12 protein-coding genes are annotated in these 15,001 nt (G+C 48.1%); 5 read left to right on the top strand and 7 right to left on the bottom strand.

Translation table 11 applies throughout. From position 1 onward, the window contains the following. Positions 1-33: 33 nt before the first annotated feature. The 6 genes from BWI93_RS04960 to BWI93_RS04935 form a co-directional block, all read right to left on the bottom strand. Positions 34-1,236: an aspartate aminotransferase family protein gene (locus BWI93_RS04960; RefSeq protein WP_094809039.1), complete on the bottom strand. Its 1,203-nt coding sequence runs from the start codon at positions 1,234-1,236 to the stop codon at positions 34-36. A gap of 24 nt (positions 1,237-1,260) precedes the next feature. Next, complete coding sequence (locus tag BWI93_RS04955; protein WP_094809038.1) at positions 1,261-2,454, bottom strand: hypothetical protein; 1,194 nt, start codon at positions 2,452-2,454, stop codon at positions 1,261-1,263. Positions 2,455-2,483: 29 nt separating this feature from the next. After that, positions 2,484-3,296, bottom strand: coding sequence for a type 1 glutamine amidotransferase (locus BWI93_RS04950; RefSeq protein ID WP_094809037.1), 813 nt, complete (start codon positions 3,294-3,296; stop codon positions 2,484-2,486). Between the two features lie 107 nt (positions 3,297-3,403). Further along, entirely contained in the window at positions 3,404-4,504 is a 1,101-nt protein-coding gene (locus BWI93_RS04945; protein ID WP_094809058.1) for a carboxylate-amine ligase, read from the bottom strand. Between the two features lie 200 nt (positions 4,505-4,704). Further along, positions 4,705-5,661: a RimK family alpha-L-glutamate ligase gene (locus BWI93_RS04940; RefSeq protein WP_094809036.1), complete on the bottom strand. Its 957-nt coding sequence runs from the start codon at positions 5,659-5,661 to the stop codon at positions 4,705-4,707. Between the two features lie 46 nt (positions 5,662-5,707). Further along, entirely contained in the window at positions 5,708-6,412 is a 705-nt protein-coding gene (locus BWI93_RS04935) for an esterase family protein (RefSeq protein WP_094809035.1), read from the bottom strand. Between the two features lie 285 nt (positions 6,413-6,697). Between BWI93_RS04935 and BWI93_RS04930 the strand changes: the two genes are divergently transcribed. Both BWI93_RS04930 and BWI93_RS04925 read left to right on the top strand, forming a co-directional pair. Next, a complete protein-coding gene (locus BWI93_RS04930; protein ID WP_255157731.1) occupies positions 6,698-7,459 on the top strand; it encodes an esterase family protein in 762 nt (253 codons plus the stop codon). Positions 7,460-7,743: 284 nt separating this feature from the next. After that, the gene (locus BWI93_RS04925) at positions 7,744-10,305 is read left to right on the top strand and encodes a DUF5686 and carboxypeptidase regulatory-like domain-containing protein (protein ID WP_176454135.1); all 2,562 of its coding nucleotides are present in this window, start codon (positions 7,744-7,746) and stop codon (positions 10,303-10,305) included. Positions 10,306-10,372: 67 nt separating this feature from the next. Here the strand turns inward: BWI93_RS04925 and BWI93_RS04920 are convergent, their stop codons facing one another. Then, positions 10,373-11,392 (bottom strand): acyl-CoA reductase, encoded by a 1,020-nt coding sequence (locus BWI93_RS04920; RefSeq protein ID WP_094809032.1) that lies wholly within the window; start codon positions 11,390-11,392, stop codon positions 10,373-10,375. A gap of 125 nt (positions 11,393-11,517) precedes the next feature. On the opposite strand from BWI93_RS04920, the gene BWI93_RS04915 reads away from it, so the two are divergent. From BWI93_RS04915 to BWI93_RS04905, 3 genes are all read left to right on the top strand, one after another. Further along, on the top strand, positions 11,518-11,865 hold the full coding sequence (locus BWI93_RS04915; RefSeq protein WP_094809031.1) for a 4Fe-4S dicluster domain-containing protein: 348 nt from the start codon (positions 11,518-11,520) through the stop codon (positions 11,863-11,865). 444 nt (positions 11,866-12,309) lie between these two features. Next, entirely contained in the window at positions 12,310-13,563 is a 1,254-nt protein-coding gene (locus BWI93_RS04910) for a porin (protein WP_255157730.1), read from the top strand. Positions 13,564-13,621: 58 nt separating this feature from the next. Next, positions 13,622-14,962 carry an ammonium transporter gene (locus BWI93_RS04905; RefSeq protein WP_094809029.1) on the top strand — a complete coding sequence of 447 codons (1,341 nt, stop codon included), beginning with the start codon at positions 13,622-13,624 and terminating at the stop codon, positions 14,960-14,962. Positions 14,963-15,001: the final 39 nt, after the last annotated feature.

Genomic DNA, 15,001 nt, shown 5'->3' with positions numbered 1-15,001 from the left:
TCGGGTCATTCGTTTATCTAGTAATTGATCTGCTTAGAGTGCCTCTATCGCCCGCAGAATCACATCACAGGCCTGACGAATTTCGTCTTCCGTAATCGTCAAGGGAGGAGCGATTCGCATGGAGTTGTCGCAGAACAAAAACCAGTCGGTAACTACTCCGTTTTCGATTCCGTGATCGATAATGGCTTTCAGTTCGCCGAAATCGGCAAATTCCACGGCCATCATCAAACCCTGATTCCGGATTTCCTTGATTCGGGGATGTACCAGATACTTTTTGAAGAGTTCGGCTTTAGCCGCTACGGATGCACACAGGTTTTCTTCCTGAATGGTTCGAAGTGTAGCCAGTGAAGCCGCCGCACTGACGGGATGTCCGCCAAACGTAGTAATATGTCCCAGAATAGGATTATTCTTAAAGACGGCCATGAGCGGCTGCGGAGCCATGAATGCTCCAATGGGCATACCGCCGCCCATTCCTTTGGCTGACAGCAGAACGTCGGGTACAACACCAAATTGTTCGAACGCCCAGAAGGAACCCGTACGACCGAAACCCGTTTGTATCTCGTCGAAAATTAGGAGCGTACCCGTTTCGGTACAGCGATCGCGTAAGGCTTGCAGGTACTCCTGCGAAGGAACGCGAATACCCGACTCAGCAGAAATGACTTCAATGACAACGGCTGCAGTACAGGAAGTAATGTACGCCAGATCAGCCAGTACGCCGTGGTGAATATGCCGGATATCAGGGAGTAAAGGGCGGAACTGACGTTTGAAAAAGTCGGCTCCCGCCAGACTCAGGGCTCCCTGCGTAGAACCGTGATACGCATTAAAACAGGAAATGATTTCGGTACGACCGGTGAACCGCTTCGCCAGTTTCATGGCTCCTTCTACGGCTTCCGTACCCGAGTTAGTCAGGTACACATTGTCAATCGCGTAGCCCGAAGGCGTACGGTAAGCGGCTAGCGTTTCGACCAGAGCCTGAGCCAGTAAGACTTGCGGAGCCTGTACATATTCGCCATAAACCAGCGTATGCAGGTAATGATCCACCTGATGTTTGATGGCCTGAACCACTTTCGGATGCCGATGACCGACGTTGGAAACACCGATGCCGGAAATCAAATCCATATACGCCTTTCCGTCGGGACTGTATAACCAGATTCCTTCGGCTTTTTCGATTTCCAGAGCCAGCGGAAAATCCGACGTTTGGGCCAGGTGATTTAAGAAAAGCTGTCGTTGATGCATAAAAAGGTAATCACAAAACCCGCGTTAGGGTTCAAAAAAGCAGGCCGTTCCGCCTACCCAGGTAAAATTCTGGTTGAAGCGAACGCCAATCATTTCGCCGCGACTCAGGCGGCTTAAACTCGTGAGTAACTCGGGCCGTTTCGCCTGATCGGGCCAAACATACAACATCCGGATTTCACACTTCACCCCACCGTCGGGAGCCTCAATGACGGGCTCGTACTTCACTTTTTTCTGGAGAATGTAATGTTCCGGATCAGGAAGAGCAGCTAGCAATTCGGCCGTTGGATGTAGATTGACGCCCATCCCCGCGAAACTGAACAGGGGTTTGAGTACGTAATCATCCAGATTTTCGGGAAACTGACCCTGAAAATCGCTCACGTACCGTGCCTGAGGTACGTACGGAGAATTCAGCAGGGGAAGAATGTATTTCGAAATCCGGAAAAACCAGTTGGGATGCCCCACCCAGGTGACATCTACGTCGTCCGTCAGTTGATAGGATACCGGCATGTCTGGATAGTGCAACAGATCATCAAAAATCAGTCGGTTGTACATCCGGCGAATCGGTGTTTTGACCCCATCCCGGTCGTAATAAAGCGTTCGACCTTCTTTTTGAATCTTGGTAAAGCAAACCGACCGGATTCCCAGTAGCTTTTCCGTAACGGCAAAATCCACGCGGGTTTTCTGTTTTTCCGGAAAGATTTCCAGCAGAACGCAGTGAGCGGGATCTTCGCCGTCCAGAATGAGGTCTTTAAGTTTCGTTACATAAGCCTCGAAATCGTACCCGCCGAAATTCCAGATCAGCGAGTCCGGGATCGAAAAGTGCTCTTTAAACTTCTCCGGTAAATAGCCCTGAAACGCAAACAGCGAAGGGAAGCCCTGCAATTCAATCAGTTGGGGTACTAATTCGCCGTTTTCATCTTTGCATACGGCAAAGTCAATCGCCAGGAAATGCGTATGTTCATTTTCATTAGGAACCCGCTGATCCGGTGGAATGGCCGCCTCGGTCTTTGCTTTGAAATCCGGAGCGGTGATGGTATCAATAAACGATTCGCAGGCCGTAACGAGCTTTTCGCGTAAGGAAGCCGGAACAAATACGGGCGTTTCGGCCAGACGGAATTCCAGTTGGTTGGGCCAGTCCTGGTGAATCGAATCCAGAAATTCCTGGTACTTTTCTTCCGAAAAAGCGGCATTATAACTCCGACGAATCGTTGAAATCATAGCGAATGGATAAAGAGTGCGGTAGGGGATTAGTTAGCAGCCAGTTTATGGTAGGCATCCCGCAAAAACGTCGGAATAATAACCGATTCCGTCAGCAGAATTTTATCCGGATCGTTGAGGTGATCGACCATGTTCTGGTACTTCTCGTAACCGTGCTCATCAATGACCTGTTTCTGTTTCTCGGGCTGCTGGAAGTAGCGTAACATCCCCACGGCATCAGCTTCGGGGTGAAACTGCGTACCGAATACTTCGCGTGAAAACCGTACCGCCATAATCGCCCGTTCCAGCGGCACGTGCGGACGAATTTTTTCCCGGCAAAGTACTTTTGCTCCGATGGCATCAATACGGGAAAAGTTGGCATTGATGATCTGGTAATCCCGCGAATCCACGGCCCAGAAGGGATCAGGGAGTAATTCCAGGTACGGCTCGTCGTAGCCATTGGCCGTTTTATGAATTGGGAATGTACCGAAGCTGGTCGATTTGCGACGCGTTACCGTACCAATGCCCAGGTGATGACTCACCATCTGGAACGAGTGACAGATAAGCAGTAAAAATTTCTTGGCAGTCTGCGTTTTGTTGTGTTCAAAAATCTGATCAATCAGATCGAAATAAGCCGTACCCCAATCACCCGTTTCGAGTGGATTTCCAGGCCCGCCCGTCGAGATGAAAATGTCAAAATCGGCCAGAGCGGGTAACTCACCTTGCTGCCGAACGTCAAAAATTTGCACGACGCAGCCGCCAATTTCCTCCGAAAATTCCTGTACTAATTGCTGAATACATCGCATTCCTTCATTAGGAACACCATTATATAAATCCAGAATGGCCAACCGTATCTGCTTCATAAAACCAAGTTAATCTACTCGTAGTTAATGACTTATCACTTTTTGTGGTTCAAAAAGCTGAAAAATAAAAGGTAAAGATCGGTATACGTTCGCAAAAACACAGCCTTTTATCGAATCCCGTGCCGGGTTTCTTCGACGATGTAATCCACTACACTTTTAAGGTCTTGCGTCCGTTCCCAGACGGCCAACTGCCGGTCGGCTCCCGTACCCATCTTCAAAATCGTATTGATGTATTCCACCTCTTTGCGACTGCCGAGTTCATCGAGTACGTCGTCCACAAACTCCATTAATTCCTGAGCGAGCGTTTCGTAAGGTACTTCTTCCTGACGGCCGAAATCAATCAGTTTACCCGAAATTCCGTACCGGGCAGCCCGCCATTTGTTTTCACTGATAAGAGCCTTGCGGTAAAGCCGGAAGTTCAGATTCTGCCGCATCAATTTGTAAATTTTCACCACCAGAGCCTGCATGAGAGCCGCCAAACAAATGGTTTCATCCACCCGCATGGGAATGTCACAGATGCGAAACTCAACCGTATCGAAATGCGGATGCAGGCGAATGTCCCACCAGATTTTCTTCCCGTCGTCAATACAATTAGTCTTGACCAGTAAGTTGATGTACTCGTCGTATTCGTTGGCGGTATTGAAAAACTCGGGAATACCCGTACGCGGGAACTTGTCGAATACCTTGGAACGGTAGCTTTTGAAGCCCGTGTCACGTCCGCACCAGAAGGGCGAGTTGGTACTTAAGGCATAGACGTGCGGAAGAAAATACCGGACGGCATTCATGATTTCCAGTCCTTCGTTGCGGCTCGGTATGCCGACGTGCACGTGCAGGCCAAAAATGAGGTTGGAACGGGCAACATCCCGCATTTCGCTGATAAGCTGGTCGTACCGGGGATTGGGCGTAATGAGCTGATCCACCCAATCAGAGAAAGGGTGCGTACCCGCCGCCGCAATCCGCAGATTCTGCTTGTCGGCCAGCTCCATGATTTCCCGGCGTAAGTACGTGACTTCCTCGCGGGCTTCCTGAATGTTGGTACAGATGTTCGTACCCACTTCCACAACGGCCTGGTGCATTTCTGCCTTGACCCGTTCCTGCAGGATAATTTTTCCACCGTCCACAATCTTGCTCATGTGCGAGCGAAGTTCGCGGGTTTCGGGATCTATGGTTTGAAACTCTTCTTCAATGCCAAGGGTAAATACGGGCATAAGGGCTGAGGAATTGGAATGATACAGAGGTGGACTGGGGTAAATTTGAGTGGGTTTGAGGAGGTTAAAGTTTGAAATGGTTTGATGAACGTTCAAGGTTTGAAAAGATTCATACACAGGCAGTTTCAAACCATCAAATGTGCTTCAAACTTTAAATCTAATTTCAAACCTTAAACCCGCTTAAACTCCTCAAACCTCCCCTAAAAACTCGTCAGCGGCTGATTCGTTACGCCGGCTTTGGTGAAATCGCCCCAGGTTAAATTGAGTTTGCCTTCTTCATAAGTGAGTGCCCGTTCGATGGCATAAGCTGCGGCCGTTTCTACCACCCACTCAAAGTTGGTTTCTCCTACCGAATACACATCGGCATCGGGAGCCGGATTGCAGAAGTCGATGGCAATAGGTATACCATCCCGCACGGCAAATTCGACCGTATTGAAGTCGTAACCCAATGCCCGGTTGAGACGAAGGACGTAGTCTTCCATCGTTTTCATTAACGCCGGGTTTTCCGGGAAATCTGCGGCGTAGCGGAGGTGATGCGGGTTACGGGGCTCATAAGGCATGATTCGGACATGCTTGCCGCCAATGCAATAACAACGATAGTACGATTCGAAATCAATGGCTTCCTGCAGAAGCATGACCAACTGACCCGTTTCATCATAGGCCTGGAAGAGTTGGTCCGGATTATCTACTTTATAGACATTTTTCCAGCCACCGCCCGCGTGCGGCTTCATGAAGGCCGGAAATCCGATGTACTGGTAAATCTCCTCCCAGGGCATCATGGCCAGATTTCGGAATGAAGTTTCCTGCGTGTCGTCGGGTCGTACTTTCGAGGGCAGCAATACCGTATTCGGCACCGGAACGCCAATTTTGGTAGCCAGAGCGTTATTAAAAAACTTCTCGTCCGCACTCCACCAGAAAGGATTATTGATAACAATAGTACCCGTGAGAGCCACATTTTTCAGGTACGAACGATAAAAAGGGACATCCTGTGAAATCCGATCAACAATCACGGCATACTCACTGGCTTCACCCTGTACTACTTTCCCAACGCTGACGGGCTCAGCCCTAATTCCTTCGGGGGCGATCAGATTAACTCGTTCCACAAAAGCCGCCGGGAAGGTGTTTTCCATACCGTGGAGAATACCGATTTTTTTCATAAGAAAAGGGAGTGGTTGGGGTCCGTTAGTACGGATGCTAAAGGGTTTAAATTTTTGCGAGGTATTCGGGAAACATTTCCCGCCAGATGGGCCAGTCGTGGGTACCGTGCCACCGCACGTCGAGCCAGTGTGGAATTTGTTTGGTACTCAGAATTTGCGAAAGATGCTCGGTAGAAGGCCGGCAAAAATCGGAGATACAGGTACCCAAAATAATCTGCATCCGCCACAGGTTTGCGTCATGGGAATGGGGCAGATAATCGGGTGGATTATTGAAATAGACGTTGTCATCGTAATAGCCGTCCATGAAATTTCGAATGTCAAAAGCGGCTCCCATCGTAAAGAGATGCGAGACTTTCTCGGGATGGCGAAACGCCACGTTGGCCGCATGAAAACCACCGAAACTACATCCACTCACGGCGACGGTAGGCGTATGGTTTTCGTGTTGCATCCAGGGAATCAGTTCTTCGTTCAGAAAACGGTCGTACAAACTAGCCTGATAGACCCGGTCCGAAGGGTGTAAATGCCGGGCGTACCAGGAATCCGAATCAATCGTATCGACGCAGTATAACTTGATTTTACCGGCTTCAATGAGCGAGCGGGCGGATTCTACCAATTGCACATCTTTCGCTTCATAGTAACGATGCTGGCTGGTCGGAAATACTAAAACCGGATAGCCCCAATGTCCAAACACCAATAACTCAATATCCCGATGGAGAGAATGCGAGTAATACTTAATGTACTGTTCGTTCACTAGCTGATGAAGTTAGAGCCTACAAGATTATTTCGATTTTTAAAGAATCCAAATAATTAATGGGTTTTTAAGCTTGTTTTGCCTCCAATAAAGAAGTAAATCAAGTTTGAGTAAAATTTAATTTGGTTTACTGCACTTGTTCGGTCTTGAAATAACTCGTAACTTACCCATTTTTACCCGCCGTGTACTGATTTCCAGCGGAAAAGCACGTCGACTGATTTTAATTCTACGCCCTTGCATCTATTCACTGTCACGAGTCATGCGGTAACGCTAACTTCCCATTCCTTGGAGCGACCAGTTTCCCTGACGTTTTTGCTCCCCCCGGATTATAAATCGTCTACCCAGCTGTACGCCACCCTGTACCTCAATGACGGGCAGGATTTTGAACGGTTGCGGCTTCAGGAGACCCTAGAAAAGTTATACCAGAAAAATCAAATGCCCGGTTTGCTGGTCGTGGGCATCCATGCGAATGAACGGCGGCTTTCGGAATACGGAACCGCTTACCAGCCCGACTACAAGGGGAGGGGTGATCGGGCAGGTGCTCATACCCAATTTGTACTCCATGAACTGGTGCCGTACGTTGAAACGCACTTTCGCGTTCGAAAAGAGCGGGAGAGCCGGGTGTATGCGGGCTTCTCACTGGGTGGACTTTCAGCTCTGGATGTGTGCTGGAATCATGCGGACGTATTCTCGAAGGTGGGCGTTTTCTCGGGAGCACTCTGGTGGCGAAGTCGGGCGTATGACGAAGGCTACGATGATGCCAATGACCGGATCATGCACGTTCAGATCCGAAACACGATTGGGAAACCCGCTCTAAAATTCTGGTTTGAAGCGGGAACCGATGATGAAAAGGACGATCGAAATAACAATGGTATCATTGATGCCATTGACGATACGTATGATCTAATGTATGAACTGGAAAGGAAGGGGTATATACGGGAAACGGATTTTATTTATCTGGAAGTAGAGGGCGGACAGCATAATCCGGAAACGTGGGGAGCCGTAATGCCAGCCTTTTTACAATGGGCTTTCAACGATCAATTCTGATACGTAGCAATTACATTCAGTTTTGATTTATTAGTTTTTATAACGTTTTAGTAACGTTTAATTTTGATATAATCACGTCGATTGATAGTGGTATTGTTTTGAAACCCATTGGAAATCAGTAACTTTTGATGGCAAAGTGTAAAGCAATGAGGGTTGGTGATAGGACCGGGCAGGGGGAGTGGGTTTTTCATTTTCCTATGATTTTGTGCCTGCCTGAATCCGAGTCCATGCAACCCTTTCGTTGTTTTTTGCATATTGACGAAAGACCATTAAACCGTTTTCCGGTGAAAAAACTTCTCTTCCTTATTTTTATCTGCTTTCTTTTCAGTCATGCCCGGGCTCAGGGTATCCGGGGAACGATTACCAGTAAAAGTGGCGAAATACTTCCCTATGCTTCCATTCAGGTAAAAGGTACTTCGACGGGAACCATGTCAAACGGAGAGGGGAAGTACGAAATTGCCCTGAAACCGGGTGCGTACGAACTACAGTTTCAGTACCTCAATCACCAGACCGAAACCCGAAAAGTAGAGGTCTCCGCCGACTGGCAGAACCTGAACGTAGCTTTGCAGGAAATCGCGATTAAGTTAGCCGAAGTACGAATTGGGAAGAGCAAGGAAGACCCCGCTTATACGATCATGCGGAAGGCCATCGCTACGGCTCGTTTCCATCAGCTGGAAGTAGATACCTGGTCGGCTCGCACATACGTGAAAGGAAATTTCCGGATTGAGAAAGTTCCTTTTCTATTTGAGGATGCCCTCAAGAAAGCCAACCTGCAGGTAGGGACCACGTATATTCTGGAATCAATCAATGACCTGAACTTTCGCCAGCCCAACCAGGTGACCGAAAAAGTAGTATCCATTCGCTCGAATTTACCACCGGGCAGCAATCCAGCCATCAATTTTGCCCGTCTGAGCTTTTATAATCCGATGCTGGGCGAAATCGTCTCTCCTCTGTCGCCGAAAGCGTTTGGAATGTACCGCTTCGAATACCTGGGTTTCTTTAATGATCGGGGATTGGTCGTCAACAAAATTAAAGTAACGCCCCGCAGCAAAGGCCTCAACGTATTGGATGGTACGCTGAATCTGATCGAAGGGAGCTGGAGTATTCATAGTCTGGACTTTAACTTTCAGGACGAAACCGGGACGCAGTACGGCATCCGGCAATTATTCTCACCTTTTGAGGGCGTCTGGATGCCCGTACAGCTGGAGACGACCGCCAAAATCAATATTCTCGGAGCAAAAGGCGAAACCCGCTACATTACGTCGGTTCGTAATTATCAGGTCAAGCTGAACCCCAGGTATCACCAGATTCCGGAAGTAGTCGATGAGAAAATTGATAAGGAAATAGCGGCAACCCTGCGTAAAGCCAACACACCCGCACCCACGCAGGCGACTCGTAAGCAGTTGCGAAAAATGGTGAACCAACTGGAAAAAGAAGACCGGAAGGAGCGGAAAAAGGCGGGGGAAGACGTTACCGTCACGCGGAACTGGTCGTTCGAAATTGATACCCTGGCCCGCAAACGACCTTCAACTTTCTGGGAAGGGGAGCGGCAAGTGCCCCTGACGAACCTGGAAACGCAGGGCTACCAGCGAGCCGATAGCCTGTACAAAGCCAACGAAGTGAAAATTCGGAAAGATTCCATTCGAAACCTGCCCAGGTTTAAATTCATGCAGTTACTCACCGGCCATACGTATCGGTATGGGCAACGAAAGGAGCTGGAGTGGTATCCACGGGTACTAACCTTTGAGTCGCCCGTGTTTGATCTGACCAAAGGTGAATTTTTCAATGCCGTGGAAGGATACGTACTGAAAACCAGACTCAGTTACGTGGAACGGCTCTCGAAGGTCAAAAGTTGGAATGCTTCGTTGGCGGGGCGGTATTCGTTTGCCCGCCAGCGACTCAACGGGGGACTTTCCCTGGGGTACACCGTTGAAAATACATCGGTACGACTCAGTGGAGGCCGCAATGTGTTTCAGTTCAATCCGGCGAATCCCATCCCGGAATCCCTGAATACTTTTTATACGCTTTTTCAGGAACGGAATTACATGAAGCTTTACGAAAAGTCGTACCTAACGCTAGCCGGAACGCAGAAATTGGGGAACCGGCTCTCCGTGTCGGCGGCGTTGAGTTGGCAGGAGCGGAATGCCCTGACGAATAACGTTTCCCGAGGCTGGGTAGACCGGCCGGATGTTGCCTTTACTTCCAACGATCCTGAAAATAGAGCGTTGGCCAACCAAACGGCTTTTCCTCGTCATCAGGCCACTGTACTAACGATGGACTTTTCGTACCGACCTCTGGCCAAAGCAGCCATTATGAATGGACGACGGTATACACTTTCCAACCGCTCACCCGAGCTCACCGGAGCGTATCGACACGGCTGGACGGGCGGGCAATCATTTAATCAGATCGAATTGGGGATACGGGATGAGCTTAGCATTCTGCGAAATTCCTTCTCATACGCTGTGCAGGCGGGTACGTTTCTGAATAAACCGCTGTACTTTACCGATTACCGCCACTTCAACGGAAATGAGATCATCTTTCAGAATCCGGGCCTCAACAACTTCCGCAACCTTCCCTTTTACCGATTCAGCACGGCTAGCCGTTACCTCGAAGCTCATGGGCTGTACGAATTCCGGAAGTTTCTGCTTACGCAAATTACACCCCTCCGGTTATACGGCATCAAGGAAAGCCTACAGGTCCACTTTCTCAACACTAAAGAAGTTAATCATGTAGAAATTGGTTACGGGTTTGGGGGCATTCTGAAGGTGTTCGGAGCGGAAGTGCTGGGTACCTTTCAAAATGGGCAGTACAAGGGACTGGCGTTCCGGGTGCGAACCAACTTATAAAAAAACGCTTCCGAAAACAGGACGTTTTCGGAAGCGTCGAACTGAATGGAAGTAATGATTGAGTAGGTTAGGGCAGCTCAATCAAAAACTGAAGGGTATCCACGCCGTCGGCGTAATCCCAAAGTTCGGGCGATTGGGTTTGACCGAAGGGAATACTAGCTGGAATCGTAGTACCGACCACGCACTGAATCTTCTCCGATTGCTCGGCAAGTTTGGCCTCGACCTCGGCAACGGTACCATAGCGTTCGTAAAACAATACCGAAATAGGAGAGACCAATGTATCACTTGCGGTAACGGACAAAAAGCCGTTATCAAGGAAGGGCACGCGGTTCACCAGGTAAATGGAACGATTGTAGTCGTAATTATGAACGTACTTATGGTTGTTGCTGACGGTTTCCAGCGAGGCAATTGCCTCAAAGAAGGGCGTGAAGTCGTATTCGTTCGGCACGTATACTTTCGAAACATTCCGGCAGCCGAGTCCGTAATACGTCAGAATGTCACGGCCCAAACCCAGTAGTTCTTCGGACGTTTCGTTACCCGAAAGCACCGCTACGGACGTACGGTTTTTCCGAATCAGGTGCGGTTTATGGGCAAAGTAGTAATGGAAGTGCCGGGCGGAATTGTCAGAACCCGTTGCGATAATGGCGTCGATTTCCTTCATTAATTCCGTGTACGTCAGATAATTGGCAAACCGTGGTTCGAACTCTACCAGTCTTTTCAGTAAAGCCCGGATCAGAATTTCATCCTGTGAACTAGGCTTCAGGTACGCATGATGCCCGGCAATGAGTACACAGAGAATATCATGAAAACCAACGGCGGGAATATTGCCCGCCAGAATCAAACCAACTTTCCGGGGGCTACGCTCCTGGGCTAACGCAGGGTAGCGATCCGCCCAGGCAGTCAAATGATCGAGCGTGAGAAAGTGCTGAGCCAATTCCTGTAAACTCTTCACGACCAGTTCCGGAATAAACCAGCCGTTTTTACGATACGCGATTTCGGCCCATTCCTGCTGTTCCTGTTTGCCGCTCTCGCTGCTGAGCCAATTTCCCAGTTGGACAAACGCCTGTATTCGATCCGATAATTGCATATTTTATCTTCAATAAGTGATAACCGAGTCGGTTTGTCGAGTTTTTTTTGAGACCCGAACTTTATTTAGTTACATTTGTAACCCGATTGGATTAATAGGCTACGAAATTACTAAACGCGACTGACATGGCCATCATGATTACCGACGAGTGCATCAATTGTGGTGCCTGCGAACCCGAATGCCCCAATACCGCTATTTACGAAGGCGGGGTTTCGTGGACGTTTGCGGGAGGTACTGCTTTGGTGGACGTCGAATTAGGCGACGGGACCGTGATGAGTGCGAAAGAAACTCAGAGTCCCTTTTCTGAAGAATTTTACTATATCGTTACGGATAAGTGTACCGAGTGCATCGGGTTTCACGAAGAGCCCCAGTGTGCAGCGGTATGTCCGGTAGATTGCTGCGTGCCTGATCCCGATAATGAAGAGGATGAGGATACGCTTATGGCCAAAAAATCATGGCTGCATAACGAATAGACAAGCATACAGGTATTTATGAAAACCGTCTTCTCAGGAGGCGGTTTTTTTATTGGGATTGAGTATTGACGCCGCTTGGTTTTCCCTCTCTACTTCCCAAAACCTTTGAAAAAAGAACGGCTCGAACGGCCGTTCTTTTTTTTGCACTATACGAGGAGTGACTAACATAGGTTAATTTTTAAAATATTTTGTAAATTAACTTACAATCGAAATAATATGTTTGCATACTATTTGATATATGTATAGTAAACTAACAACTTTTTATATTAACAATTAAAGAATATTCAAATTTTATTCGGTAAATGCTTTATATTTGAACATAAAATTTGCGTGTTATCAATTTTGAATGAATATTTGAATCGTTTTCAAACCATTCTTTACCTGACACGTAAACAGAATTATATAATGAAAAAGGCCGTAATTTCAGTTTTTTCTTTGTTTTGTTTGAATCCCGTATTTGCTGAAGTTTATCCGGATTATACGGATAAACCGAAAGCTAAAACACAACCCAGCTCAACGCAGCCTACGGACGAAAAGAAACCCACCGAAGAGCAGGAGAAAAAAGAGAAGAAAGAAGAAGGAAAAATTACGTTTTCGGGCTATCTGGACACCTATTATATGTTCAACTTTAATAACCCCGCCTCCCGTAGTAATTTAGGTACATCCGGCCCTAGCTCTGATGTGCCGTCAGTAATGACGCCGGGCAATGCCCGGGCCTTCGATCAGAAGTCGGGTCAGTTTTCGCTGGGTTTGATTCAAACGAAAGTCGCCTATACGAATGATAAGATTGATGCCGTGGCCGATCTGACGTTTGGACCCAATGCCGATATTGGTAACTATGGTAATGTGGTTGGTCCCTTAGGTGGTGGTGCTACTTCTACTTCATTAGCCATCAAACAGGCCTATCTAACATATAAATTCTCAAATAAATTTTCGGTGACGGCTGGTCAGTTCGGTACACACATCGGGTACGAAGTCATTGATGCCCCGGTGAACTTTAACTACTCCCTCTCGAATCTCTTCAATAATGGTCCTTTCTACCACGTTGGGGCCAAAGCTCAGTATTCCTTTAGCGATCGGGCGTATTTGATGGCGGGGGTAGTCAATAACATTGATAACCTGAACGATAATAATAAAGCCAAGGGAATCATTTCTCAGTTCTTCTTCTCGCCGGCAACGAACTGGAATGTTTACGTGAACTGGATGGGTAGCAATGAGCGAACGGCAACTGGAAAAACACCCAAAGGCTATTACTATTCTTTATTTGATTTAACTTCTACCTACCAGATTAGCGACAAATTTTACCTGGGTCTGAATGCGGCTTACGGTACAAACAAAGTGGAAATTACTGAAACCAATACGGCCCGTTCGCAGACCAATAAGTGGGGTGGTGCTGCTATCTACAGTAATTACGCTTTTTCTGAAGTCTTTGGCTTAGGCGTTCGCTACGAATATTTTGATAACAAGGAAGGTGACCGGGCCGTAGTCGATGCTACGGGGAAGGGCACTTCGGTAAATTCCTTTACCGTAACCGGAAACTTTACCCTGGCCGATGGTCACTTGATCATTAAACCTGAGTTCCGCCTCGATGCGTATCCTAAGCTGGCTGGATCGGTACAGAAGTTCGAGGATAGCGACGGAAATTATACCAAAAACAGTCAGTCTACCTTTGGTCTACACGCCATTGTTAAATTCTAACCAGTTGATCTTTTTCATACACAACTCCTCATTTCGTATCAGTAAATCCTAATCTTCTATGCAAAAACCATCGTACGTTCCATTGCTTATTCTGACTGCGGTCTGTATTCTGGGTGTGCTCATGCCTACCCTTCCTGCTCAAATCAATACCGAAGGGCTTAATTCCGGTGACATGGCCTGGATGATTGTTGCTTCAGCTTTTGTACTGCTGATGACGCCCGGTCTGGCGTATTTCTACGGCGGAATGGTGAACGCGAAAAACGTGATTTCCACCATGTTCCAGAGTTTTATTGGTATGGGAGTCATTTCCGTACTGTGGGTAGTGATTGGCTTCAGTCTGGCCTTCGGTGATTCGATTAAAATTGGTGATTACGGTTTTGTCGGTAATCCCATGACCTATTTCATGTGGAATGGCGTACTCGAAAGTAAGCCCTGGTCACTGGCACCCACCATCCCTCTGGCTTTGTTCGCTCTATTCCAACTGAAATTTGCTGTAATTACCCCTGCCCTCGTAACGGGTTCAATGGCCGAGCGGATCAACTTCCGTAGCTACGTACTGTTTATGATTTTGTTCAGCATTTTCGTGTACAGTCCATTAGCTCACATGACCTGGCATCCTGAAGGTTTCCTTTTCAAACTGGGTGTACTGGATTTTGCTGGTGGTACCGTGGTACACATGTCGGCTGGTTGGGCTGCTTTAGCTGGTGCCATGTACCTGAAACGTCGGAAGTCACACATGGAAGCGAACTTCCTGCCCCCCGCCAACATTCCTTTCGTACTGTTAGGTACGGCTCTGCTGTGGTTCGGCTGGTTTGGTTTCAACGCGGGTTCAGCGGTAGGAGCTACGCCTTTAGCCGTATCCGCTTTCGCTACGACTAACTTTGCAGCCGCCACGGCTGGTCTGGCCTGGGTACTGTTTGATGCAGCAAAAGGTAAAAAAGTATCTTCGCTTGGTTTCTGTATCGGTGCCGTAGTAGGTCTGGTCGCGATTACACCCGCCGCTGGTTTTGTTACGATCCCCGTTGCTCTGTTCATTGGTTTGATAGCGGGTATTACTTCCAACTACTTTGCTCACCTGAAAGCTAAAGGTTCTCTGGATGACACGCTCGACGTATTTCCCTGCCACGGTATCGGTGGTATGGTTGGTCTGATCATGACGGGGATCTTCGCCAGCGGCAAAGTAAACTCTGCCGTTGCCGTAGATGGTCTGGCTTACGGAGCTTTCGACACCTTCAAAGCACACATGATTGCTCTGGTACTGGTATCGATCTTCGCCTTCACACTGTCGTACGCCTTACTGTGGCTGACGGACAAAATTCTGCCCCTGCGTGTGAATGACGATGACGAAAAACTGGGTCTGGATGTAAGTCAACACGATGAATTTTTAATGGAGGCCTAAGCCTCAACCCCAACAAATCCACCGGTTTGCCGGTGGTTT

Origin of the sequence: Siphonobacter sp. BAB-5385, from assembly GCF_002261125.1 — a bacterium.
GTDB lineage: Bacteria > Bacteroidota > Bacteroidia > Cytophagales > Spirosomataceae > Siphonobacter.
The sequence above is the reverse complement of the archived record's forward strand: the minus strand, read 5'-3'. Positions and strand labels throughout refer to the sequence as shown.

What these genes read in the sequence shown, in the direction of transcription:
- BWI93_RS04960 (WP_094809039.1), bottom strand. Translation starts at nt 1,236, where the DNA reads ATGCATCAACGACAGCTTTTCTTAAATCACCTGGCCCAAACGTCGGAT.
- BWI93_RS04955 (WP_094809038.1), bottom strand. Translation starts at nt 2,454, where the DNA reads ATGATTTCAACGATTCGTCGGAGTTATAATGCCGCTTTTTCGGAAGAA.
- BWI93_RS04950 (WP_094809037.1), bottom strand. Translation starts at nt 3,296, where the DNA reads ATGAAGCAGATACGGTTGGCCATTCTGGATTTATATAATGGTGTTCCT.
- BWI93_RS04945 (WP_094809058.1), bottom strand. Translation starts at nt 4,504, where the DNA reads ATGCCCGTATTTACCCTTGGCATTGAAGAAGAGTTTCAAACCATAGAT.
- BWI93_RS04940 (WP_094809036.1), bottom strand. Translation starts at nt 5,661, where the DNA reads ATGAAAAAAATCGGTATTCTCCACGGTATGGAAAACACCTTCCCGGCG.
- BWI93_RS04920 (WP_094809032.1), bottom strand. Translation starts at nt 11,392, where the DNA reads ATGCAATTATCGGATCGAATACAGGCGTTTGTCCAACTGGGAAATTGG.
- BWI93_RS04915 (WP_094809031.1), top strand. Translation starts at nt 11,518, where the DNA reads ATGGCCATCATGATTACCGACGAGTGCATCAATTGTGGTGCCTGCGAA.
- BWI93_RS04905 (WP_094809029.1), top strand. Translation starts at nt 13,622, where the DNA reads ATGCAAAAACCATCGTACGTTCCATTGCTTATTCTGACTGCGGTCTGT.